We start from the raw sequence: 23,288 nt of genomic DNA on the forward strand, positions 1-23,288 counted from the left end.
CATGTTCTGGCAGCTGCTGCGCTTCCGGCTGCGCCGCGACCGGTGGCAGCTGATCGTCTGGGGCGTCGTCCACTTCCTGCTGGCGTACATGGTCGTGAGCGCGGTCAACACGACCTACGGCACCGCGGTGGAGCGCGCCAACACGGTCAGGGTCATGATGGTGACGCCCGCGATCCTGGTCTTCCGCGGCACCCCGCAGGGAACCGGCGCCGGCGACTTCATGGCCCTGCTCGGCCTCACCTTCATCGCGCTGATCGTCGCGTTCCAGTCGACCTTCCTCGTCGTGCGCAACACGCGCGCGGAAGAGGCGGTCGGCCAGACCGAGACCATCGCGGCGACGGCCGCGGGGCGCTGGGCGCCGTCGTTTGCGGTGATCGCGCTGGGCGTGTTCGCGAACGTGGTGGCGGCCGTCGCATTGGCGATCGGATGCCTGGCCGGCGGTCTTCCCGCCGGTGGGTCGTGGCTCTTCGGCGCCGGCTGCGGCATGGTCGGGCTGACCTTCGTGGGCGTGGCGTTCCTGCTCGCGCAGCTGTTCCCCGCCGGTCGCTCGGCCAACGGCTGGGCGGCGACGCTGGCGGTGCTGGCCTATGTGGTGCGCGGCATCGGCGACGCCGCGGGCACTCCGCACCTCCAGAGCCTGACGCTGACGCCGGCCTGGCCGATCTGGGCGAGCCCGATCGGCTGGGCCCAGCGCACCCTGCCGTGGTCTGAGCACGCGCGGGTGTGGCCGCTGTTCCTCGGGCTCGCGTCGTTCGTCGTGCTGACCGCCGTCGCGCTGCTCGTGCAGGACCGCCGCGACGTCGGCGCGGGCATCCTCGCCGAGCGCCGCGGCCGGGCCGATGCGTCGGCGGTGCTCGGCGGCACGTTCGGCCTCGCGCTGCGCCTGCAGCGCGGGGTGCTAGTCGCGTGGACCGCCGCGCTCGTCGCCGGTGCTCTGCTGCTCGGCTCTCTCTCGGGCGTCATGATCGACCAGCTGCAGACCACGGGCGCCGGCGTCACGAACGCGCTCGACGAGATCGGCGGCGCGGGCGGCGGCACGCTGCTGCAGGCCTTCGTCAACGTCGGCGCGGTCTTCTCGGGCCTCATCGCCTCGGCCATCTGCGTGCAGGGCGCCATGCGCCTGCGGCAGGAGGAGGCCGCGGGCGGCGCCGACGCCGTGCTCAGCACCGCCGCCGGACGCGTGCGCTGGGCACTGTCATTCCTTGTCGTCGCCGCGGTCGGCGCTGTCGTCGGGCTGGCACTCGCCGGTCTGGTCGCCGGAGCGGTCGCGGGCGACGAGGGCGGCGGCTTCGCCACCTGGTTCTGGGCGATCGTGTGGGAGGTGCCCGCGGTCCTCGTGTTCCTCGGTATCGTCGCGCTCGTGTTCGCCGTGCTGCCCTCCGCGACGGTCGCGGTCGGCTGGGCGATCTTCGCGCTCGGCGCGATCTTCGGGCTGTTCGGCCCGCTGTTCGGCCTGCCTGAGTGGGCCCGCGACCTCGCACCCTTCGCCCACACGCCGGCGGTCGCGCTGCCGGACCCGAGCTTCACCGGCGGGTGGGTGATGGCTCTCATCGCGGTGGTGCTGGTGGTGGCATCCGTGTACCTCTTCAAGCTGCGCGACACGAAGCCGGGAGCGTGAGACGTGGCCGACCCGCTCTTCGAGTTCACCGAGCGGCTCGCCGCGATGTTCGCGGTGGCCGGGTTCCCGCGGATGGCGTCGCGCGTGCTGATGACACTGATGATGTCGCCGGATGCCTCACTGACGGCGGCTGAGCTGAGAGACCGGCTCGGCATCAGCGCTGCCGCGGTCTCTGGTGCGATCACGTACCTCGAGCGGCTCGGCATGGTGCGGCGGCGGGCGCAGCAGGGCTCGCGGAAGGAGCTCTACGAGCTGCCGGAGGCGGCCTGGTACACGGCGTCGCTGCGGCAGCCGCCGTTCTACTCGGAGATCGCGGGGATGCTGCCCGCCGGCATCGAGGCGGCGAAGAAGGCCGGCGCTCAGGGGCCGCTCGCCCGCCTGACCGAGATGCAGGAGTTCTTCGAGTTCATGCGCACCCGCATGCCCGAGCTCTACGAGGAGTGGATGCGGACGCGACGGGGCTGCGCCGACGCATCGACTACGGAGTAGTCGCGCTTGCCGGCGGGTTTCGCCCGTCGAGTACGCAGTGCTCGCGGCTATCGGCGCCTCTTTCGCGCGTCGACGCCGTACTCGATGGGGCGCAGGGTCGCCCCCGCGCTGTGCAGCCGCCGTGCGATGCGGGCGAGCGTCTCGAGCGGGCGCAGCTCGAGGTCGTCGCTGCTGATGTCGAGCTGGCTCCAGCCCAGGTCTTCGACGCGGGCCCGCCGCAGCATGTCATTGCGGTAGGTGGACTTCTTCGTGCGGTGGTGGTCGCCCATGTACTCGTATCCGACAAAGTGCTCGGGGAAGGCGCCGTCGAGCATCGCCACAAGGGAGCCCCGCTCGTCGTAGATCCGATGGTTGAGCTCTGGTGCGGGTAGCCCGGCTCGCTCGATCAGCAGGCGCAGCCGCGTCTCCTGTGGCGACAGACACCCGTAGCGAATCTCTTCGAGCGCGGCACGTGCCGCGCGGATACCGCGGCTGCCCGGCGCCTGTGCGACGGCTGATCGTAGCTCGTCGATCGTTGTCAGTGGTGGTCGTTCGTCGAAGGGTTCGCTGCCGGTGACGAGGAAATCGCCGGCGATGATCAGGTCGTCGAGGCTGAGCAGCCCAGCGAGCTGCACCCACACGAACGCCGGGTGGAGTACCGGCACCCCACTGACATGCCCGGCAAGCTGGCCCCGCGGTTCGAGCTCGTGGTGGATCACACCGCGCACCTGTCTGGCGCGTTGCGGTCGGAACATGCTGACGTGAACCGGGCCGGCGAGCAGCTCCGCCGGCAACGGCACACCGAATAGCTCGGCGGCTGTGATGTGGCTGAAGTACTCGCCGTTGACGATGCGCACGGTGTAGTCCTCGCGGCGCTGGCCGTGGGTCCGCTCGCCCGCGGGCGCCCGCACCCCGCGATGCGGAGTCGAGAGGTCATTGCCGCTCAGCCGTGCGGGCGACACCCCGGCCTCTCGCGCCTCCTCGATCGAGAAGGCGCGCCCGACCAGACTGTCGGGAAGCGGCGTGCGGCGTCTCATGGCTCACGAGGATGCCGCGGCGCAGGCATCCCCCGCTCAATTCGTCCACACCCCTCGTCGAGTACGCAGTACTCGCGCTCAAAACGCGCGCGAAACCGCGAGTACTGCGTACTCGACGACGGGGAGCGGCGACGGCCCCGGCGCCCCGAAGTCAGCCGGCCGCGCGGACCCGCGGGTCGATGATTCCGTAGACGATGTCGACCAACACGTTCGCGATCGCGATCAGGAACGCGGCGAACAGCGTGACCCCGACGACGACCTGCAGGTCGCGCGAGCTGATCGACTCGATCAGCAGAGCGCCGATGCCCTGCATCGAGAACACCCGCTCGGAGATCACGGCGCCGCCGAGCAGCACGCCCAGGTCGAGGCCGAACAGGGTCACGACCGGGATCAGTGCGTTGCGCAGACCGTGGCGGATGACGACGGGCCCCTCGCCGAGTCCTTTGGCCCTGGCCGTGCGGATGTAATCCTGCCCCAGCTGGTCGATGAGCTCGCTGCGGGTGAGCCGCGTGTAGACGGCCGCGTTGATGAAGGCGAGCGCCGCCCAGGGCATCAGCAGGTGCGTGAACCAGCCGAGCGGGTCGTCGCCGAAGGGCTCGTACCCGCCGGTGGGAAGCCACCCGAGCCCGAAGCCGAACAGCAGGATCAGCAGCATTCCGACCAGGTATGCGGGCGCAGAAACCCCCGCGATCGCCACGGTCATGATGGCGCGGTCGGCGGCGCGCCTACGCCACACGGCTGCGACGGCGCCGCCCGCCACTCCGCCGATGAACCACAGCACGGCCGCGCCGACCGCGATCGACGCCGTGACCGGGAAGCGGGTCAGGATCAGCTCGGTCACGGGCGTGTTCAGCTGGAACGAGTACCCGAAGCAGGGCGCCGCGCAGGCGATTGCGCCGGCGCCCGTGCCGAAGGTGCGCCCGACGACGATGCCGCGCAGGAACTCCCAGAACTGCCCGTACCAGGGCAGGTTGAGACCGAGGTAGTCCTTCGCTCGCGCCAGATTCTCGGGCGTGCACGGCTTGCCGCACGAGAGCTGCGCCGGGTTCGACGGCAGCAGGTAGAAGATCACGAACGTCACGGCGGTGACGACGAGCAGCACGATGACGACGCCGATGAGGCGGCTTCCGATCAGGCGGGCGATGCGCATCAGGGGGTCACCTCCTCGGGCGAGCTGGGCTTCTGCGCGCTGTGCGCGCTCTGCGACGACGTCGAGCGGATGCCTCTTCTGCGGTTCACCCGCGGGTCCAGCGCATCCCGCAGCCCGTCGCCGAACGCGTTGAGCGCGAGGGTGATCAGGAAGAGGGCGCCGCCGGGGAAGGCGAGATAGGCGGGATCGGTCGAGAACCACGCCACCGCGTCGCCGATCGCACGACCCCACGACGGCGTGGGCGGCGGCACGCCGACACCGAGGAAGGAGAGTGCCGCCTCGGTTCCGATCATCGACGGTACGAGGATCGTGGCGTAGACGATGATGGTCGCGCCGACGTTCGGCAGCAGCTGACGCCAGAGCACATGGCCGTCGCCGGCGCCCATCGCCTCCGACGCGACGACGAACGTGCGCCGTCTGATCGAGAGCGCCTGGCCGCGCACCACGCGCGCGACGGCCGGCCAGCCGAAGAATCCGATCACCAGCACCATCAGCACCGGCCTGGGGAACGCGGCCGCCACGATCGCGGTGAGCGAGATCATGAAGACGAGGCTCGGGAAGCCGAGCATCACGTCGACGACGCGGCTCGCGATGCGGTCGTACCAGCCGCCGAAGTACCCGGCGGTGAGCCCGACCGTCACTCCGATGGCCACCGAGACCGCCGTGGCGAGAACGCCGACCGTCAGCGACAGCCGGCTGCCGTAGACGACGATCGCGAACAGGTCGCGGCCGGTCAGGGGCTCGACGCCGAACCAGTGCTGCCACGAGATGCCGCCGCCGAAACCCTTCGGCGCCCCGGAGTCGTCGAGTGCGTGCAGGTGGTAGCTGTACGGGTCCTGCCCGTTGATCGCCGTGATCAGGGGCGCGAAGATCGCGGCCAGCACGTAGATCGCCACGACGATCAGGCCGCCGAGCGCCCACGGGTCGCGCCGAAGGTGCCCCCAGACGTTGCGCAGTCCGTTCACTCGGCCACCGCCTCGAGCTCGCGCCACTGCTCGCGACGCAGCGATTGGGCGGCCGGGTCGGCGACAGGCGCTGCGGCGAGCAGGCGTCGCGTGTACGGCTGGGTCGGGGCCGCCAGCACCTCGGCGGCCGGCCCCTGCTCGATGACGCGACCGCCCTGCAGCACCACGACGCGATCGGCGAGACGGCGCACGACCGCCAGATCGTGGCTGATGAACAGGCAGGCGAAGCCGTGCTGCTGCTGCAGGTGCTCGAGCAGTTCGAGAACGGATGCCTGCACCGACACATCCAGCGCAGAGGTCGGCTCGTCCGCGATCAGCAGCTCCGGCTCGAGCGCGAGGGCGCGGGCGATGGCGACGCGCTGCCGCTGGCCGCCCGAGAGCTCGTGCGGGTAGCGGTCGGCGAAGTCCGCCGGCAGCTGCACCTGATCGAGCAGCTCGCGCACCCTGGCCGCACGCGCCGTCGGGGAGTCGCTTGTGTGCAGCTCAAGCGGCTCGGCGATGCTCGTCGCGATCGTGTTGCGGGGGTTCAGCGACGAAGCCGGGTCTTGAAAGACATAGCCGATGCGGCTGCGCACCCGACGCCGCTCGCGGCGGCTCGCGCGGCCGAGCTCTACACCGCCCACGCTCGCGCGGCCGGCCGAGATCGGCACGAGGCCCACCAGAGCACGGCCGATCGTCGACTTCCCTGAGCCGGACTCGCCGACGAGGCCGACCACCTCGCCGTGCCCGATCGTGAAGCTCGCGTCGCTGACCGCGTGCACCGCGGCGCCGCGGCGGCGGAAGACCACGCTCGCCCCGTCGAGGACCACGGTCGGGTCCGCAGTGGCCCCGAGCGCCTCCGTCGCGGGCTCCTGCTCGGCCGCGGCATCCGCACCGCCCACTCGCTCTGTCTCGGTCAACGTGGTCAGGGTGGGGACTGCCGCGAGCAAGCCGCGCGTGTACTCGGAACGCGGCGCGCTGAATACCTCGGCGACGGGTCCGGATTCGAGCGCGACGCCACGGCGCATGACGAGCACGTCGTCGGCGAGGTCGGCGACGACGCCCATGTCGTGCGTGATGAGCAGGATCGCGGTGCCGCGCTCATCGCGCAGCGTGCGCAGCAGATCGAGGATGCCGGCCTGCACGGTCACGTCGAGGGCGGTCGTCGGCTCGTCGGCGATGATCGCGACGGGGTCGCAGCTGATCGCCATCGCGATCATGGAGCGCTGCAGCTGGCCGCCCGAGAGTTCGTGCGGATGCGACGTCGCGATTCGGTCGGCCTCGGGCAGGCCGACCGAGCGCAGCAGTTCGCGCACGCGCTCGCGCAGGGCGCGCCCGCGCACCTCTGGCCGGTGCAGCCGGATCGCCTCGGCGATCTGCTCGCCGATCGGGTAGACGGGGTCGAAGGCGCTCATCGGCTCCTGGAACACCGTGCCGATGCGCCCGCCGCGCACGGCACGAAGGTCGGCTGCCGGAGCCCCGATCAGCTCGCGGCCCTCGAGGCGCACGCTGCCGGTCACGGTCGCGCTGTCGGGCAGCAGGCCGAGCACGCTCATCGCCGTCACCGACTTCCCCGAACCGGACTCGCCGACGAGGGCGAGCACGCGGCCGGGGGCAAGGTCGAAGCCGACCGAGTCCACGACTCGGCCGGCTTCGACTACACCTGTCGTTCCGCTTGCGAACGAGATCGAAAGATCCCGAACGGAGAGAACCGGTGCCGGGTTGGTCGGACTCACTTGCTCAGCGTGACGGTCCGATAGTCGGGGTAGGCGGGGAACGACGGAATGAAGAAGTTCCCGACTCCCGAGCCGCGCAGGAACGACTGCTTGGCGTAGATCAGGGGCACGACCGGCGCGTCGGCCATGATCTGCTTGTCGATCGCCGCCCAGTCGGCCTGAGCCTTCTTCTGGTCGACCTCGGCCTGCGCAGCGGCGATCGCCGCGTCCACGGCGGGGTTCGAGTACTGGGAGGTGTTGAAGTTGCCGTTGCCGATCTGGCTCGAGTCGAAGAGCGGTGAGATGTTGGAGTTCGCCGACGGGAAGTCGGGCTGCCAGCTCATCAGCGAGAGGTCGAACGTCGGGTGGCTGACCGCGACGTCGGTGTAGAACGAGTCCTGGTCCTCGGGCTTGAGCGTCACCGAGATGCCGGCGCGCTTGAGTCCCTGCTGGATCGCCTGGGCCTGGGCGAGCGACGCCGCGTCGTTCTGCGTGAGCAGCGTGAGGCTCAGCGAGCTCACGCCGGCCTGGCTGAGCAGGTCCTTGGCCTTGCTGACGTCGCCGCTCGCCGGCGCCTTGTACAGGTCGTAGTCGACGCGCCCCGCGATGCCCGGCGTGATCAGCGTGCTGGCGAACGTGCCGGCCTGCTTGCCGCCCGAGGCGACGAGGTACGACTGCTTGTCGACGGCGTACTCGATCGCCTGGCGCACCTTGAGATTCTTGAGCGCGCCCTTCTGCGTGTTCAGCGACAGGTACTGGATCGGGCCCGCCTTGGACGTCGCGAGTCGAGACTTCGCCGCGGCGTTATGGGTCACGGATGCCAGATCGGAGGCCCCGAGGTACTGCACGTCGAAGGCGTTCTTGTAGGCGCCGGTGTCGTTGATCAGGTTCTGCACGGCGGTCGACTGGTTCTGGCTCTCCTGGAAGATCACCTTGTCAGCCGAGGCGGTGCGCACCTGGTCGGTCTTCTTGCTCCAGTACTTGTTGCGCGTGAGCGTCAGCGACGTGCCGTCCTTGATGCTCTCCACTTTGTACGGGCCGGTCGTGATCGGCGCCTTCGAGTAGGTGGCCGGTGCGCCGTTCGACTGCTTCACCGGCGAGAAGGCGGGCATCGACACGATCCACGGCCAGTCGCCGAACGACTTGTTGAGGTGGAACACGATGGTCTTGTCATCGGGCGTCTCGATCGAGTCGAGGCTCTTGCCGTCGAAGGGGCCGGTGTAGTCGCTCCCGCCCACGAGCAGCGTCTTGTGGTAGCTGAGACCGCCCTGCAGCTGGTCGCTGAACGAGCGCTCGATGCCGTACTTGATGTCCTCGCTCGTGACGGCCGAGCCGTCGGAGAACTTGAGACCGCTCTTGAGGTGGTAGGTCCAGGTCTTGCCGTCGTCGCTCACGTCACCGGTGTTCGTCGCGAGGTCCGGGACGACCTTGGCGTCTTGGCCGGGCTTCACCTCCCATGTGGTGAGCCGCCGGTCGATGAGGCCGAGGGTCGTCGTCGCCAGGTTCTGACTCGACGCCGGGTCGAGGGAAACGGTGCTGGCCGGGGTGAGCAGGGTCAGGGTGCCGCCGGACTTCGAGGAGCTCGTGGTTCCGTTCGAAGAGCAGCCGGTGAGAACCAGGGCGGCTGCAACTGCGGCGGCCGCCGCAGCGGTCGTGAATCTACGCATCTTTCCACTCTCGGCCGATACGCGCGTATATGAAGTCACCGAGCGTTACATTTCGTCACACGGCCGCCGCGTGGGCTCCTCACTAAGGTGGGGAGCATGAGCGACGCGGCCGCATCCGGCATCCACACCGAGGAACTCGACCCCGACATCCGCCCGCAGGACGACCTGTTCCGGCACGTCAACGGCGCCTGGCTCGAGCGCACCGAGATCCCGGCCGACAAGGCGCGCTGGGGCTCGTTCTATCAGCTCGCCGAAGAGGCCGAGAAAGCCGTGCGTGAGATCATCGAGGAGTCGCAGCACGCCGAGGTCGGCACCGAGGCCCGCAAGATCGGCGACCTCTACACGAGCTTCATGGACACCGAGCGCATCGAGCAGCTCGGCGCGACGCCGCTCGCCAGCTCGCTCGCGATGATCGACAACGTCCACTCGATCGACCAGTTCCTCGAGACGCTCGCGCACTTCGAGCGCAACGGCGTCGGCGGCTTCTATCAGCTCTTCGTCGACAACGACCCGGGCGACCCCGAGCGCTACCTCGTGTTCTTCGAGCAGGCCGGCCTCTCGCTGCCCGACGAGTCCTACTACCGGGAAGACACGTTCGCCGGCATCCGCAAGGCGTTCGTCACGCACGTGCAGACGATGTTCGAGCTCGCGGGCGTTACGGATGCCGCGCGCAAGGCCGAGAACGTGTTCGCTCTCGAGACCGAGCTCGCGAAGCACCACTGGGACAACGTGAAGTCCCGCGACAGCGAGAAGACCTACAACCTCTACAAGTGGGAGGACCTGAAGGACCTCGCCGGCAGCGAGAGCGCCGACCTGCAGGTGTGGCTCGACGCGCTGAAGGCCCCGCACGGCGCGCTGCGCGAGCTGGTGCTGCGGCAGCCGTCGTTCACCGCCGGGCTCGCGGGGCTGCTCACCGCCGACCGCCTCGGCGCGTGGAAGGACTGGCAGGCGTGGCAGGTCATCCACGCCCGCGCTCCCTACCTGAGCTCCGACTTCGTGCAGGCGAACTTCGACTTCTACGCCCGCACGCTCACGGGCACTCCGCAGCTGCGCGAGCGGTGGAAGCGCGGGGTCTCGTTCGTCGAGGGCGGCATGGGCGAGGCCGTCGGGCGCGAGTACGTCAAGCGGCACTTCCCCGAAGAGTCGAAGGCTCAGATGGACGAGCTCGTGGCCAACCTCATCGAGGCGTACCGCGACAGCATCCGCTCGCTGTCCTGGATGGGCGACGACACGAAGAAGCGCGCGCTCGAGAAGCTCGACAAGTTCACGCCCAAGATCGGCTACCCGGTGAAGTGGCGCGACTACTCGGCGCTGCACGTCAACCCGACCGACCTGATCGCCAACGTGCGCGCGATCTCGGCATTCGAGTTCTACCGCGAGCTGTCGAAGATCGGCAAGCCGATCGACCGCGACGAGTGGTTCATGACCCCGCAGACGATCAACGCGTACTACAACCCGGGGTTCAACGAGATCGTGTTCCCCGCCGCGATCCTGCAGTTCCCGTTCTTCGACCCGCACCGCGATGCTGCCGCGAACTACGGCGCGATTGGCGCCGTGATCGGGCACGAGATCGGGCACGGCTTCGACGACCAGGGCTCGAAGTTCGACGGCGACGGCAAGCTCGAGTCGTGGTGGACGGACGACGACCGCACCGCCTTCGAGAAGCTCACGGGCGCTCTGATCGAGCAGTACAACGCGCTCACGCCTGCCCAGCTGCCCGAGGGGTCGCCCCACGTCAACGGCGCACTCACGATCGGCGAGAACATCGGCGACCTCGGCGGTCTCGGCATCGCGTGGAAGGCGTATGTGCGCTCGCTCGGCGGGGCAGAGCCGCCGGTCATCGACGGGCTCACCGGCGCGCAGCGCTTCTTCCTGTCGTGGGCGCAGGCCTGGCAGCAGAAGGGGCGCGATGAAGAGGTGATCCGCCTGCTGACGATCGACCCGCACTCGCCGAATGAGTTCCGCTGCAACCAGATCGTGCGCAACATCGACGAGTTCTACAGGGCGTTCGACGTGCAGGAGTCCGACGACCTCTACCTGCCGCCGGAGCAGCGCGTCACCATCTGGTGACGCACTTGCGTCCCCGCCCGACAGATGCGCCCGCTTTGCGGGGCACAGTTGTCGGCGGGGCTCGCAGAAGTCAGTGCACGTACTCGAGCAGGTCGAGGCCGAAGGTGCGCATGCCCTCGAGCACGCGCAGGCGCGCAGGCAGCCCAGAGTCGTCGAACGCCATCGACACCGCGTAGGCGACGCCCGTGCGCGGCCCGCGCAGCACGCCCGCCTCGCTGCGCACGCCGAGATCGCTGCCGGTCTTGTTGACGAGCAGGATGCCGTGATCGGGGCTGCGGTGCGCGAGGGGGTCGAGCCCGAACGAGGCCGCGGCCATGGTCAGGTCGGCGTTGAGCGACAGCCACTGCACGACGCGCTGGCTCACGGTGCGGCTCACGATCTCGCCGCGGGCAAGGGCCGCGAACAGCCAGGTCAGCTCTGAGGCGGAGCCGATCGAGAGCTGCGGGGCGTCGTCGGGGCCGCGGTGGTCGCGCACCAGATCGAGCAGCGCGGTGCGGGTGAGCCCGAGCTGCTCGGTGCGCGCGCCGACCGCCTCGAGACCGATGCGCCGCAGCAGCACGTTCGTGGCGAGGTTGTCGCTCGTGGCGCCGACCAGGGCGGCGAGGTCCGCGAGGGGAAGCGACGGGACGGCGAGGTGCTGCCACACGCCGGAGTCTCCGACGGCATCCCTCGCCTCACGATCGAGAAGGGTGAGCCCGCTGGCCGTGCCGTTCTCGAGCTGCGCGGCCACCTCGATCAGCAGCAGCACCTTTCCGACCGACGCGGTGGGCATGACGACGTGGTCGTCGACCGAGAAGAGCACCTGGCTGGTGGAGAGGTCGACGGCGCGCGCAGACACCTGCACGCCGGCGAGGGCGAGCTCGGCGAGCGCCGCGAAGCCGCGCTCGAAGCTGTCGGCAAGCTCCTCGCCGCGGTGTCTTCCGAGCGTCACGGCAGTGTGACGGGCGCGGCGGCCTGAGGCTTGCTGGGCGGCGGAGGACATGGTGCGCAGATCTCCCTCTGGGCGATGGAACATCCGGGGCCCCCTCCCTGATCAGTCGATCATATGTGGTTCCGGGCACCCCAAAATGCGGGGAGGGGGACCCCACATACAATTGATCGGATTCCCCGTCTCGGGGTCGATCAGAAGAGCCCCTCCAGGAGAAATCGCCTCATGGCCGAACAGTCCCGTCTCGATTCCGTCATCGCCCTCGCACAGCACCGTGGCTTCGTCTTCCAGTCCGGCGAGATCTATGGCGGAACCCGCAGCGCGTGGGACTACGGCCCCCTCGGCACGGAGCTCAAGGAGAACATCAAGCGGCAGTGGTGGAAGACCTTCGTGCGCGGCCGCGGCGACATGATCGGCCTGGACTCGTCGGTCATCCTGCCCCCGAAGACGTGGGAGGCATCCGGTCACCTGGCGACCTTCAACGACCCGCTCACCGAGTCGCTCGTGACGCACAAGCGCTACCGCGCCGACCACCTTTTCGAGCAGTACGAGAAGGAGCACGGCCACCCGCCCGTGAACGGCCTCGACGACATCCCCGACCCCGACAACCCCAAGGTCGTCGGGCAGTGGACGCCGATCCGGCAGTTCAACGGCATGCTCAAGACCTACCTCGGCGTCGTCGAGGACGAGTCGGGCCTCGCCTACCTGCGCCCAGAGACCGCACAGGGCATCTTCACGAACTTCCTGAACCTGCTGCAGACGAGCCGCAAGAAGCCGCCGTTCGGCGTCGGCCAGATCGGCAAGGCGTTCCGCAACGAGATCACGCCCGGCAACTTCATCTTCCGCACGCGCGAGTTCGAGCAGATGGAGATCGAGTACTTCGTGCCGCCGGCCGAGGCGCCGCAGCACTTCGACAAGTGGGTCGAGGACTGCGTCAACTGGTTCGTCGACCTCGGTGTCTCGCCAGGCAGCATCCGTCTCTTCGACGTGCCTGACGGCGACCGCGCGCACTACAGCGACCGCACGATCGACGTCGAGTACGACTTCGGCTTCGAGGGCGACCCGTGGGGCGAGCTCATGGGCATCGCGAACCGCACGGACTTCGACCTGAAGAGCCACGCCGAGGTCTCTGGCCGCGACCTGTCGTACTTCGACCCGACCACCAACGAGCGCTGGACGCCCTACGTGATCGAGCCGTCGTTCGGTCTCACCCGCTCGCTCATGGCGTTCCTGCTCTCGGCCTACGACGAGGAAGAGGTGCCGACCGCGAAGGGCGGCACCGAGACCCGCACGGTGCTGCGCCTCGACCCGCGCCTCGCGCCGTTCAAGGTGGCCGTGCTGCCGCTGTCGAAGAAGGAGACGCTGACGCCGCTCGCTCAGAAGATCGCCGACGAGCTGCGCGGCGACTGGAACGTCGACTACGACGAGACCCAGGCGATCGGCCGCCGCTACCGCCGACAGGACGAGATCGGCACGCCGTACTGCGTCACCGTCGATTTCGACTCGCTCGAGGACGACGCCGTGACCGTGCGCGACCGCGACACGATGAAGCAGGAGCGCGTGCCCGTCGCCGGCCTCAAGGCCTACCTGGCCGAGCGGCTCGTCGGCGCGTAGCCGGCGGCACCTTAAACCTCGAAGGGCACATCGTTTCCCGGAAACGATGTGCCCTTCGGCGTTGTGTGTGCCCGTCAGGCCGTGTGCCAGTCAGGCCCTGTGCCGGTCAGGCGGCGCGAGCTACGCGCTCGCCGCAGCCGCCTTGCGCGCGGCCCACTCCTCGGCCGTGATCGCATAGATGGCCACGTCGTGCCACTCGCCGTCGACGATCTCGCGCTCCTTGAGCAGCGCCTCCTGGCGCATGCCGTGGATGCCGCACAGTCGAGCAGAGGCCTCGTTGCGGGCATCCAACTCGGCATAGACGCGGTGCGCGCCCATCTTCTCGAACGCGAGGTCGAAGACGGCGGCGGTCGCCTCAGTGGCGAGCCCGCGGCCGTGGATCGCCGGGTGGAACACCCAGCCGATCTCGAACTGCGCGTTGCGGATGCTCTTGGCGAAGAGTGCGACGTCACCGATCTCGCCGCCCTGCGAGCCGTCGGCCTGCTTGAACTCGACGGCCCAGGCGAGCCCGTCGCCCTTGTTGCTGATGCGCGAGCTGTTCACGAGGCGCTTCGTCGCGTTGCCGTTGCTCTGCTCGTCGTCGTGGTCGCGGACTTCCCAGCGCAGGTACTTGACGACCTTCTTGGCGAGGGCGAAGTCGCTGTGCGCGGCCACCGCCTCGTCGATGGTCAGGGGGCGAAGCACGAGCCGATCGGTCGTGACGATGCACGCGTCGAACGGAACCGTGGCAGGTGCGGGCTGGTCGATGGTGTCGGTCATGATGGGCTCCCCTCCCTGTGCGGGCAGAGCCGGGGCACCCCACCCGAGTGACAGCCTAGGCGGTTTCCCTGCCCGCCTCAGCCACGTTGCGTGGGGCAACGGATTCGGTTATTGTCGCGCCCGTTGTCGCAGGGTCGACTCCGAACACCGCGGTCACGCCGTCGATGAAGGCGGCCGCATCGCCATCGCGGGCCAGCTCACGGGCCCTGACGCTGGGGGAGTGCAGCAGCACCCCCGCGAAGTGCCGCAGCGCGCGCTCGATGTCGCCGAAGTCCTGGCGGGACGCAAACCGGGCGATCTCGGCGTCGAGCTTCTCGAAGACGTGCTGGCGCAGGGCGACGAGCGCGGGCTCGACGTCGCGTTCCGCGGTCTTCGCGGCGAACTCGGCGGCCGCCGCGCCGACCAGCTCGCGGGCCGAGTCTGTGGCCTGCAGCTCTTCGAGTGGAGCGTGCAGCGAGATGGTCTCGAGGTCGAGCAACTCGACGCGCTCGACCTCGCTGACGGCCGCCTCGACATTGCGCGGCAGGCCGAGGTCGACGACGAGCAGGCGGTGGGCCTCTTCCGTGAGCTCCATGGCTTCGTCGACCAGGTCGCGGGTGATGACGAGCGCGGGCGAGACGGTGCAGGTGATGACGAGATCCGCGGATGCCACGGCCGCGGTCAACCCGTCGGCGGGCACCGCCTCGATCGCGTGGCTCACGGCGAACGCCTGCGCGCGGCCGGTGCGGCTCCACACGGCGGCGTCCGTCACGCCGCGGTCGCGCAGGGCGGCGAGGGATGCCGCGGCATAGCGCCCGGTGCCGACGAGCAGCACCCGCACGGCGCCCCAGTCGGCGACCCGGCTCTCGGCCAGGTCGAGGGCGAGGCGCACCATCGAGCGCCCCTGGGTCATCAGTCCGGTGGTGTTCTTGACCCCGCGGCTCGTGCGGCTCGCGCTCTGGAACAGGCGCTCGAGGTCGTGGGTGACGGTACCCGATGAGCGGGCGGCGATGTAGGCGCGGCGCACCTGGCCGGCGATCTCGCCCTCGCCGATGACCACGGACTCGAGTCCGCTCGACACAGAGAAGAGGTGCGAGGCGACCGCGTCGCCCGAGATCAGCCGGCTGCCGTCGCGCAGCTCGTCGACGTCGACGGCCGCCGCCTCGGCGACCAGGTCGATCAGAGCGGCCGCGGCGTGGTCGCGCAGCTCAAGCTTGGCGAGATCGACGTCGAGGTAGGCCTCGAAGCGATTGCAGGTGGCGAGCACCACAGAGCCGGTCACTGCTTCCTGCCCTCGGATCGCGTCGATCACGGCGCCTGCGCCGCGCTCAAGACGATCGAGAAGGTCGAACCCCGCGGTGCGGTGGCTCGAGGTGAAGCAGAACAGCATGATCTCGGATTTTACGCACCCCTGCTCTGAGAACGCCCGTGGGCGCCCGCGCTCAGCCAAGGCTGGAAGAATCCAGGCGTGAGTTCTGCGCCTGCCTCTTCCCGTCTGATCTCGGCCTATCGCGGCATCCGCCCCGAGGTGACGCCCGTGTGGTTCATGCGGCAGGCAGGCCGCTCACTGCCCGAGTACCACGAGGTGCGCCGCGGGCACACGATGCTCGCGTCGTGCCTCGACCCCGAGCTCGCGTCGGAGATCACCCTGCAGCCTGTCCGCCGGCACGGCGTCGACGCCGCCATCTTCTACAGCGACATCGTGATCCCGCTCAAGCTCGCGGGCGTCGGCGTCGAGATCGTCCCTGGGCGCGGCCCGGTCTTCGAGAAGCCGGTGAGGACGGCGGCGGATGTCGCAGCCCTGCCCACCTTGACCGTCGACGACCTCGCGCCGGTGGCCGCCGGTGTGCGCCGCACGGTCGAGGGCCTCGCCGCGATCGGCGACGGCTCTACCCCGCTGATCGGCTTCGCCGGGGCGCCGTTCACCCTCGCCGCCTATCTCGTCGAGGGCGGCCCGTCGAAGGAGCACCTCGCCGCGCGCACCCTCATGCACGCAGACCCCGACGCGTGGGCCGCGCTCATGCAGTGGGCCGCCGATGCCTCTGGGCTCTTCCTGCGCGCGCAGGTGCTGGCCGGGGCATCCGCCGCCCAGCTCTTCGACTCGTGGGCGGGGTCGCTGTCGCTGGCCGACTACGTGACCCACGTCGCGCCGGCCTCGGCGCGCGCGCTGTCGCACATCGCCGACCTCGACGTTCCGAAGGTGCATTTCGGCGTCGGCACGGGCGAACTGCTTCCCGCGATGCGCGACGTGGGCGCCGACGTCGTGGGCATCGACTGGCGCATCCCGCTCGACGAAGGCGTGCGGCGCCTCGGCGGCGCGGTTCCCGTGCAGGGCAACCTCGACCCCGCGCTGCTGGCCGCGCCGTGGCCGGTGCTCGAGGCGCACGTGCGCGACGTGCTGGCCCGCGGCAAGGCGGCCCCCGCGCACGTGCTGAACCTCGGCCACGGGGTTCCGCCCGAGACCGACCCCGCCGTGCTCACCCGCATCGTCGACCTCGTGCACTCACTTCCGCCGGTCGCCCCGACGCAGCCGGATGGAGACCCCGCGTGAGCGACGACCCGCGCGACTCCCTGAACCACCTCATCAATGACGACCCCACGCGCGTCGTCATCATCGGCGGCGGCATGGGTGGCCTGGTCGCGGCGCGCGACCTGGCGCGCCCCGGCTTCGAGGTGGTGCTGCTCGAGGCATCCGACGAACTCGGCGGCTCGGTGCAGCGACTCGATCTCGACCTCGCCGACGGCACCAAGGTCACCGTCGACGCCGGCGCCGAGAGCTTCGCCACCCGCGGCGGCCACGTCGCGAAGTTCATCGACGAGCTGCACCTGACCGACCAGGTCGTGCAGCCGAATCCGGCGGGGTCGTGGCTGCAGCTGCCGGGGAAGGCCGTGCCCACGCCGAAGGGCGGCATGCTCGGCATCCCCTCGACGCCGCTGGCGACCGACGTGATCGCCGCGATCGGCTGGCGCGGTGCGCTGCGCGCGTATCTCGATCGGATGCTTCCCCCGCTCAAGATCGGGCAGGAGCGCAACCTCGGGCGCCTCGTCTCACGGCGCATGGGCCGCGCGGTGCTCGAGAACCTGGTCGCGCCGGTGACGACCGGCGTGTACTCGGCCGACCCCGACCAGCTCGACGTCGCGGTCGCCGCCCCAGGCCTCAACCCCGCGCTCACCCGCACCGGCTCGCTCTCGGGCGCGGTCGCCGAGCTGCGCGCGGGCGGGCCGTCAAAGGCGGGCTCCGCGGTCGGGGGCATCGAGGGCGGCATGTGGCGGCTGGCGTACACCGTCATCACCGATGCCCGCCGCCGCGGCGCCGAGCTGCGCACGGGCGCACGTGCGGTCGATCTCGAGCTCGCGGCCCCGCGGGTCGACTCGGCGCAGCCGAATGGAGGCCAAAGGCCGCGCTATCTCGTGCGCATCGCCGGGCAGGACGACCCCATCGAGGCCGACGCCGTGCTGATCGACGCACCCTCTGCCGAGGCGCTGCCGCTGCTGGCATCCGTCTCGTCTGAAATCGAGGCGCTCGCGCACGCGGACTGGCCGCAGGCGACCAGCGTCGAACTCGTCACCCTCGTGCTCGACGCGCCCGTCCTCGACGCCGCGCCGCGTGGAACCGGCCTGCTCGTGAGCGACCGGGTCGACCCCGAGTTCGCCACGGCGAAGGCGATGACGCACGTCACGGCGAAGTGGTCGTGGGTCGGCGAGCAGCTTCCGGCCGGCCGTCACGTGCTCAGGCTGTCGTACGGTCGCGCGGGCCGCGCGAGCGACACGGAGGCGATGACGGATGCCGCCCTCCGCGCTCGCGCGCTGAGGGATGCCGCTGCCCTGACGAATATTCCGCTTTCGGAATCCATGGTGGTCGGGTTCGCCAGGGTGCGGTGGCAGAACGCCCAGCCGCTGGCCGCCGTCGGGCAGCGTGAACGGCTGACCTCGCTGCGTGCTGCGGTCGAGAAGCTGCAGGGCGTCGAGGTTACGGGCAGTTGGATCGCGGGTACCGGCCTGGCATCCGTCATTCCACACGCGAGAGAGGCGGCGGCCCGCATCCGTGGGCTACGCTGGCGAAAGCTGACCGATTCAGACGGAAGCTGAGCTGGAAACCTAACGAAACCGAACGAGTAGATCGCGGGGGTGTCGATGAAGGGCAAGCTGCTTTTCGTAACGGGGCTGGCCGTCGGTTACGTGCTGGGGGCACGGGCCGGCCGCAAGAGGTACGAGCAGATCGCGAGCGCCGCGAACAAGGTCTGGCAGTCGCCGGGCATTCAGAGGCAGGTGCACGCGGCACAGGACTACGCAGCCGCCCGCGTCGGAGATATTCCCGGTGCGGTATTCGATGGTGTTCGCAAGCTGACGAACGCGGCGATCGACCGTGCGCAGACGAAGACGACGGGCAAGGCGCCGAACGGCTCGGGTTCCGGCTCGTCAAGGTCGTCGAGCTCGTCCAACTCGACCGCGCAGGCGGCACGCTGGGCAGCGGCCCGCGCCGCGACGGCGGAGTCAGACGCAGAGCTGCGGTCGACCGCGGAACCGCTGGACTGATCGGCTGAACATGGCACAGGGGGCACGTTCTCTTCCGGAGCTCATCAGTGAGCTTCCGCAGCTGTTCATGGCGCTCGTTCGCGCCGAGGTCAACCAGCTCAAGTCCGAGCTCACCGCGAAGGCCAAGGTCGCGGCGGTCGGCATCGCGATGTTCTTCGGCGCCCTGCTGCTGCTTCTGCTGTTCGTTCCGGTGCTCATCGCCGCGGCGATCCTCGGCTTCAGCACGATCGTCGCGCCGTGGCTCGCGGCGCTCATCGTCGCAGGCATCCTCTTGGTCCTCATCGCGATCCTCGCGATCATCGGCATCGTCTTCTTCAAGAAGATCGGGTCGGCAACCCCGAAGAACACCATCGACAGCGTCAAGAACGACGTCGACGCCGTGAAGGGAGTCGGCGACTATGACGAATGAGTACACCGGCCGGTCGGCCCACCGCGTGGGCCCGGTCAGCGGGCACAGCGTCGGTCAAGAGACCGAGGTCGAGCGCGCCCGGGCCGAGCTCGTCGCAGCGCTGACTGAGCTCGAAGACAAGGTCAACATCCCGAAGCGGATTCGCCGACTGCGCGAAGAGGACCCGAACAAGTTCCTCGCGGGGGTCTCAGCGGTCGGCACCGTTGCCGCAGGCATCATCGCGCTGAGCGTGACGCTGCTGGTCCGCCGCCGGCACTAGTCACCACCGGGCACACCACACTCACAAGCCGTCGCCACTTCCGGTTGCCTCCGAGGTTCGTAAAGGGCCGAAAAGTGGCGACGACTTGAGTCTGGTGGGTGGGAAAACTATGCCGCGCGGGACTGGGCCTGCTGGGCCTTGCGCTTCCACGAGACGATCAGGGCCTCGAGCTGCGCGTTGCTGAACGACGACGGGTGGTTCGCCAAGGCCTCCGCGAACTCTTGGCGCTCGGCCGCGGACAGGTTCCTGCTCCACGGGAAGGTGATCAGCATCTGCTCCTGACCGGTCAGGTGCTCGACGAATTCGGTGTTCTTGCGGCGGCGGCTGCGACGAGGAACCCTCGGCGCTCCGCCGGTCTTCGGGGTGCGCTCAGTGCTCATAACAGTGGAAGTAACGCTCCAATGCGTGCTTTTATTCGATGGATGCCCCGAGTGGGCCGTGCGCACACTCAGAGTTACCCGAATGTGATGCCCGGCAAGGCCCCCCGATTTTTCAACAGTGCCCCCTGAGGGAGAGACTGGAAGCCATGACGAACTCGGCCGCTCCGGGGGCGGCATCCGCTCCGACTCCCGACGACGCAGCCGACCAGACCCCAGTCCAGCCCGATGGCTTCACGCTGTGGGTGGTCCTGCGCCGCGACCCGGCACGCCCGGCTCTCGAGGCGGCTGCGGCGCAAGCATCCGTTCAGGAAATCGACCGAGTCGTCGAGAACGCGGCCGCGCGCGGCGTCACGCTGCGCGGCTTCTACGACGTGTCGGGCCTCAAGGCCGACGCCGACCTCATGTTCTGGATCTGGGGCCCGGTGCCCGAAGACCTGCAGGCCGTCGCGCGCGAGCTGCGCCGCACCGCCCTGCTCAAAAACCTGCTCCCCACGTGGAACGCCATGGGCGTGCACCGCGCGGCCGAGTTCAACAAAGCCCATGTTCCGGGATTCCTTCGCGGCAAAGACGCCAAGCAGTGGATCACGGTCTACCCCTTCAACCGCAGCTACGACTGGTACCTGCTTCCTGATGAGGATCGGCGGCGCATGCTGGCCGATCACGGCCGCAAGGGTGCGGCGTTCAGGGGCGTGCTGGCCAACACGGTCGCCGCGTTCGCGCTCGGCGACTACGAGTGGCTGCTGCCGATGGAGGCCGACGAACTGTCGGATCTCGTCGACATGATGCGTGAGCTGCGCTACACAGAGGCGCGCCTGCACGTTCGTGAAGAGGTGCCGTTCTTCACCGGCCGACGCATCGTCACGGCGGAAATCCCGGAGGTTGTTTCTTGACCGACCACGTGAGTGATCACCCCTATCCGTTCGACGCGATCCTGCTGTCGAGCTTCGGCGGCCCTGAGGGCCAGGACGACGTCATCCCCTTCCTGCGCAACGTCACCGCCGGCCGCGGCGTGCCAGACGAGCGCCTCGAAGAGGTCGCGCACCACTACCGCCACTTCGGTGGCGTGAGCCCGATCAACGCGCAGAACCGCGCGCTCAAGGCGGCGCTGGAGGGTGAGCTGAGCAAGCGCGGCATCGCGCTGCCGGTGTACTGGGGCAACCGCAACTGGGCGCCGTATTTCAAGGATGCCGTCGCCGAAGCCGCCGCGAACGGGCACACCCGCTTGCTCGGCCTCGTGACGAGCGCCTACACGAGCTACTCGGGCGTCGGCCAGTACCGCGAGGACTTCGAGAAGGCGCTCGCCGACAATGGGCTGACCGAGACGGCATCCGTCGACCGCATCCGCGAGTATTTCGATCACCCCGGCTTCGTCACGCCGCTGATCGAGGGCACGCAGGCGGCCGTGAAGAGACTGACGGATGCCGGGCACGCGGCGCCCCGCATCGAGATCCTCTTCTCCACCCACTCGATTCCGACCGCCGCCGCGAAGGCCTCCGGCCCCGAGTTCGGCGAGCACGGCGCCTATGAGGCGCAGCACCTCGCCGTCGCCGAGGTCATCTCGAAGGCTGTCAATGAGGCCGCGGGCGCCGAGGTGCCGTGGAAGCTCGTCTACCAGTCGCGCTCGGGCGACCCGCGTGTGCCGTGGCTCGAGCCGGACATCAACGACGTGATCGCCGACCTGCACGACGAAGGCACGGCCTCGGCCGTGGTCGTGGTGCCGTTCGGCTTCGTGAGCGACCACATGGAGGTGCTCTGGGACCTCGACAACGAGGCGAAGGAGAGCGCCGCAGAGGCCGGCCTCGCCTTCGAGCGCGTGCCGACCTCGGGAGTGCACCCGGCGTTCGTCGCGGGCCTCGTCGACCTGATCGTCGAGCGCCTCGAGAACACGCCGGTCGAGCAGCGCCCGCACCTGACGGCGCTCGGCCCGTGGCCCGACCACGAGACGGTCGGCGCCTACATCGCGCGCGAAACCGCTGAGGCCGCCGCGCGATGAGTGACACGATCCGCGTCGGCACGCGAGGAAGCGCCCTGGCGCTCGCGCAGAGCGGGCAGGCCGCGCGCGACCTCGCACGCGCCGCGGGTCTCGAGTTCGAGCTCGTTACCGTCACGACGCACGGAGACACCTCGAAGGCGAACCTCGCGAGCATGGGCGGCATGGGCGTATTCGCCACCGAGCTGCGCGAGGCGCTGCTCGCCGGCGATGTCGACGTGATCGTGCACTCGCTCAAGGACCTGCCCACGACGCCGTACCCGGGTCTCACGATCGCGGCGACGCCGAAGCGGGCGGATGCCCGTGATGTGCTCGTCGCCCGCGACGGGCTCACGCTCGCGACGCTGCCCGAGGGCGCCCGCGTGGGCACGGGCTCGCCGCGGCGCATCGCCGAGCTGAAGTCCCTGCGCCCCGACCTCGAGGTCGAGGCGAACTTCCGCGGCAACATCGACACCCGCATCGGGAAAGTCACGTCCGGCGAGGTCGACGCGGTGATCCTGGCTGCGGCGGGCGTCGACCGGCTGGAGAAGGCGGATGCTGTCACGGAGCGGTTCTCGCTGTCTGACTGGCCGACGGCGCCGGGGCAGGGGGCGCTCGCCCTCGAGGTGCGTGCGGACCAGGCATCCGATGGCACGGAATTCAGCCGCGCGCTGCAGAAGGGCCTCGCAAAACTCGACCACGCCACCACGCGCGCGACGGTGCGCGCGGAGCGCGACGTGCTGGCCGGACTCGAGGCGGGCTGCGCAGCGCCGGTCGCGACGACCGCCATCGTCGACGACGGCATGCTGTTCCTGACCGCGACGGTCTACGCGCTCGACGGCTCGACGTCGCTCACGGCGAGCCACGCCGCGGTGCTCGACTCGATGTCGGCGGTCGACCTGCTGAACACGGCCGCCGAGGTCGCGCAGCGCACGGTGGACGAACTGCTGGCCGGCGGAGCGAAGGACCTCGCATGAGCGAATCGCGACCGACGCCCGAGAAGCCGCTGGGCGGCTGGCGGGTGCTCGTGCCCCGCGGTGGTCCGTGGGGCGACACCGTGGCGGCCGACCTGCGCGCGCAGGGCGCTCAGCCGGTGATCGCACCCATGATCAACTTCGCGCCGGCGGCCGACGGCGCTGTCGTGACGGCCGCGCTCGAGCGGCTCGCCGCCGGGGAGTACGACTGGGTCACCGCCACGAGCGCCACCACGGTCGACGTGCTGCAGAGCTATCGCGCCGTGATCCCCGCGACGACGAAGGTCGCGGCGGTCGGCGAGACGACGGCTGCCGCGCTGGTCGCGGCGGGGTACCGCGTGGACTTCGTGCCCGATGAGAACAACTCCGCGAAGGGTCTGCTCAGCGAGTGGCCTGAGGCCACCGGAGGCGCCGCCGGGCTGCGGGTGCTGACCCTGCGCTCTGAGATCGCGAAGCCGACCCTCACCGAGGGGCTCGCGCACCTCGGGCACCATGTGGATGCCGTGGTGGCGTATCGCACCGTCGGCGTGCCTGTGGACGAGAAGATCGTGAATGACGTGCGGGCTGGGAACATCAACGCCATCCTCGTGACGTCCGGGTCGGTGGCCGAGCAGGTGGCCGCTCAGCTCGGCCCGATTCCCGCGGGCACGCTCATCGCCGCGATCGGTCCGCAGACGGCACACGACGCCCGCGACTACGGCCTGACGGTGCACCTGATCGCGGCCGAGCGGTCGGCCGACTCGCTCATCGACGCCGTCGTGCAGGCATCCCGGTCGCGACGGCCGTAAGCGGGCGCCCAGGCGCACCGGAAT

At 69.7% G+C, this 23,288-nt stretch carries 22 protein-coding genes; 13 read left to right on the forward strand and 9 right to left on the reverse strand.

Annotated elements, in window-relative coordinates:
* The first annotated feature begins 1 nt into the window (after position 1).
* Both ABD736_RS11365 and ABD736_RS11370 read left to right on the forward strand, forming a co-directional pair.
* Positions 2-1,618, forward strand: a complete 1,617-nt coding sequence (locus tag ABD736_RS11365; protein ID WP_344791879.1) for an ABC transporter permease — start codon at positions 2-4, stop codon at positions 1,616-1,618.
* 3 nt (positions 1,619-1,621) lie between these two features.
* On the forward strand, positions 1,622-2,107 hold the full coding sequence (locus tag ABD736_RS11370) for a GbsR/MarR family transcriptional regulator (protein WP_344791881.1): 486 nt from the start codon (positions 1,622-1,624) through the stop codon (positions 2,105-2,107).
* A 47-nt stretch (positions 2,108-2,154) separates the two neighbouring features.
* Here ABD736_RS11370 and ABD736_RS11375 read toward each other — a convergent pair whose 3' ends face one another.
* The 5 genes from ABD736_RS11375 to ABD736_RS11395 form a co-directional block, all read right to left on the reverse strand.
* Entirely contained in the window at positions 2,155-3,123 is a 969-nt protein-coding gene (locus ABD736_RS11375; protein WP_344791882.1) for a hypothetical protein, read from the reverse strand.
* A gap of 151 nt (positions 3,124-3,274) precedes the next feature.
* Positions 3,275-4,273 carry an ABC transporter permease gene (locus tag ABD736_RS11380; protein ID WP_344791883.1) on the reverse strand — a complete coding sequence of 333 codons (999 nt, stop codon included), beginning with the start codon at positions 4,271-4,273 and terminating at the stop codon, positions 3,275-3,277.
* Positions 4,273-5,238: an ABC transporter permease gene (locus tag ABD736_RS11385; RefSeq protein WP_344791884.1), complete on the reverse strand. Its 966-nt coding sequence runs from the start codon at positions 5,236-5,238 to the stop codon at positions 4,273-4,275. Before ABD736_RS11385 ends, ABD736_RS11380 begins: the two co-directional genes overlap by 1 nt.
* Complete coding sequence (locus ABD736_RS11390) at positions 5,235-6,953, reverse strand: dipeptide ABC transporter ATP-binding protein (protein ID WP_344791885.1); 1,719 nt, start codon at positions 6,951-6,953, stop codon at positions 5,235-5,237. The genes ABD736_RS11385 and ABD736_RS11390 overlap by 4 nt, the downstream gene beginning before the upstream one ends.
* Entirely contained in the window at positions 6,950-8,599 is a 1,650-nt protein-coding gene (locus ABD736_RS11395) for an ABC transporter substrate-binding protein (RefSeq protein ID WP_344791886.1), read from the reverse strand. The genes ABD736_RS11390 and ABD736_RS11395 overlap by 4 nt, the downstream gene beginning before the upstream one ends.
* 96 nt (positions 8,600-8,695) lie before the next feature.
* Here ABD736_RS11395 and ABD736_RS11400 point away from each other — a divergent pair, with 96 nt between their 5' ends.
* Positions 8,696-10,669, forward strand: coding sequence for a M13 family metallopeptidase (locus ABD736_RS11400; protein ID WP_344791887.1), 1,974 nt, complete (start codon positions 8,696-8,698; stop codon positions 10,667-10,669).
* A 70-nt stretch (positions 10,670-10,739) separates the two neighbouring features.
* Here ABD736_RS11400 and ABD736_RS11405 read toward each other — a convergent pair whose 3' ends face one another.
* Complete coding sequence (locus tag ABD736_RS11405; protein WP_344792250.1) at positions 10,740-11,651, reverse strand: serine hydrolase; 912 nt, start codon at positions 11,649-11,651, stop codon at positions 10,740-10,742.
* Positions 11,652-11,822: 171 nt separating this feature from the next.
* Here ABD736_RS11405 and ABD736_RS11410 point away from each other — a divergent pair, with 171 nt between their 5' ends.
* On the forward strand, positions 11,823-13,211 hold the full coding sequence (locus ABD736_RS11410) for a glycine--tRNA ligase (protein ID WP_344791888.1): 1,389 nt from the start codon (positions 11,823-11,825) through the stop codon (positions 13,209-13,211).
* Between the two features lie 120 nt (positions 13,212-13,331).
* Here the strand turns inward: ABD736_RS11410 and ABD736_RS11415 are convergent, their stop codons facing one another.
* Together ABD736_RS11415 and ABD736_RS11420 are read right to left on the reverse strand one after the other, a co-directional pair.
* On the reverse strand, positions 13,332-13,970 hold the full coding sequence (locus tag ABD736_RS11415) for a GNAT family N-acetyltransferase (protein WP_344791889.1): 639 nt from the start codon (positions 13,968-13,970) through the stop codon (positions 13,332-13,334).
* A 55-nt stretch (positions 13,971-14,025) separates the two neighbouring features.
* Positions 14,026-15,339 carry a glutamyl-tRNA reductase gene (locus tag ABD736_RS11420; protein ID WP_344791890.1) on the reverse strand — a complete coding sequence of 438 codons (1,314 nt, stop codon included), beginning with the start codon at positions 15,337-15,339 and terminating at the stop codon, positions 14,026-14,028.
* A gap of 78 nt (positions 15,340-15,417) precedes the next feature.
* On the opposite strand from ABD736_RS11420, the gene hemE reads away from it, so the two are divergent.
* The 5 genes from hemE to ABD736_RS11445 are packed head-to-tail and all read left to right on the forward strand — an operon-like array spanning position 15,418 to position 19,153.
* Positions 15,418-16,500: a uroporphyrinogen decarboxylase gene (gene hemE, locus ABD736_RS11425; protein WP_344791891.1), complete on the forward strand. Its 1,083-nt coding sequence runs from the start codon at positions 15,418-15,420 to the stop codon at positions 16,498-16,500.
* Positions 16,497-18,038, forward strand: a complete 1,542-nt coding sequence (hemG, locus tag ABD736_RS11430) for a protoporphyrinogen oxidase (RefSeq protein WP_344791892.1) — start codon at positions 16,497-16,499, stop codon at positions 18,036-18,038. The genes hemE and hemG overlap by 4 nt, the downstream gene beginning before the upstream one ends.
* Before the next feature lie 45 nt (positions 18,039-18,083).
* A complete protein-coding gene (locus tag ABD736_RS11435) occupies positions 18,084-18,485 on the forward strand; it encodes a hypothetical protein (protein WP_344791893.1) in 402 nt (133 codons plus the stop codon).
* Between the two features lie 10 nt (positions 18,486-18,495).
* Positions 18,496-18,894 carry a phage holin family protein gene (locus ABD736_RS11440; RefSeq protein WP_344791894.1) on the forward strand — a complete coding sequence of 133 codons (399 nt, stop codon included), beginning with the start codon at positions 18,496-18,498 and terminating at the stop codon, positions 18,892-18,894.
* Entirely contained in the window at positions 18,884-19,153 is a 270-nt protein-coding gene (locus tag ABD736_RS11445; protein WP_344791895.1) for a hypothetical protein, read from the forward strand. The genes ABD736_RS11440 and ABD736_RS11445 overlap by 11 nt, the downstream gene beginning before the upstream one ends.
* A 107-nt stretch (positions 19,154-19,260) precedes the next feature.
* On the opposite strand, the gene ABD736_RS11450 is transcribed toward ABD736_RS11445, so the two are convergent.
* Positions 19,261-19,533 carry a hypothetical protein gene (locus ABD736_RS11450; protein ID WP_344791896.1) on the reverse strand — a complete coding sequence of 91 codons (273 nt, stop codon included), beginning with the start codon at positions 19,531-19,533 and terminating at the stop codon, positions 19,261-19,263.
* Between the two features lie 146 nt (positions 19,534-19,679).
* Here ABD736_RS11450 and hemQ point away from each other — a divergent pair, with 146 nt between their 5' ends.
* The 4 genes from hemQ to ABD736_RS11470 are packed head-to-tail and all read left to right on the forward strand — an operon-like array spanning position 19,680 to position 23,264.
* Entirely contained in the window at positions 19,680-20,423 is a 744-nt protein-coding gene (gene hemQ, locus ABD736_RS11455) for a hydrogen peroxide-dependent heme synthase (protein WP_344791897.1), read from the forward strand.
* Positions 20,420-21,526, forward strand: coding sequence for a ferrochelatase (locus tag ABD736_RS11460; protein WP_344791898.1), 1,107 nt, complete (start codon positions 20,420-20,422; stop codon positions 21,524-21,526). Before hemQ ends, ABD736_RS11460 begins: the two co-directional genes overlap by 4 nt.
* Positions 21,523-22,479, forward strand: coding sequence for a hydroxymethylbilane synthase (hemC, locus tag ABD736_RS11465; RefSeq protein WP_344791899.1), 957 nt, complete (start codon positions 21,523-21,525; stop codon positions 22,477-22,479). The genes ABD736_RS11460 and hemC overlap by 4 nt, the downstream gene beginning before the upstream one ends.
* Positions 22,476-23,264 (forward strand): uroporphyrinogen-III synthase, encoded by a 789-nt coding sequence (locus ABD736_RS11470; RefSeq protein WP_344791900.1) that lies wholly within the window; start codon positions 22,476-22,478, stop codon positions 23,262-23,264. Before hemC ends, ABD736_RS11470 begins: the two co-directional genes overlap by 4 nt.
* Positions 23,265-23,288: the final 24 nt, after the last annotated feature.

The organism is Gryllotalpicola daejeonensis (assembly GCF_039538145.1).
In the GTDB taxonomy this organism is placed as follows: domain Bacteria; phylum Actinomycetota; class Actinomycetes; order Actinomycetales; family Microbacteriaceae; genus Gryllotalpicola; species Gryllotalpicola daejeonensis.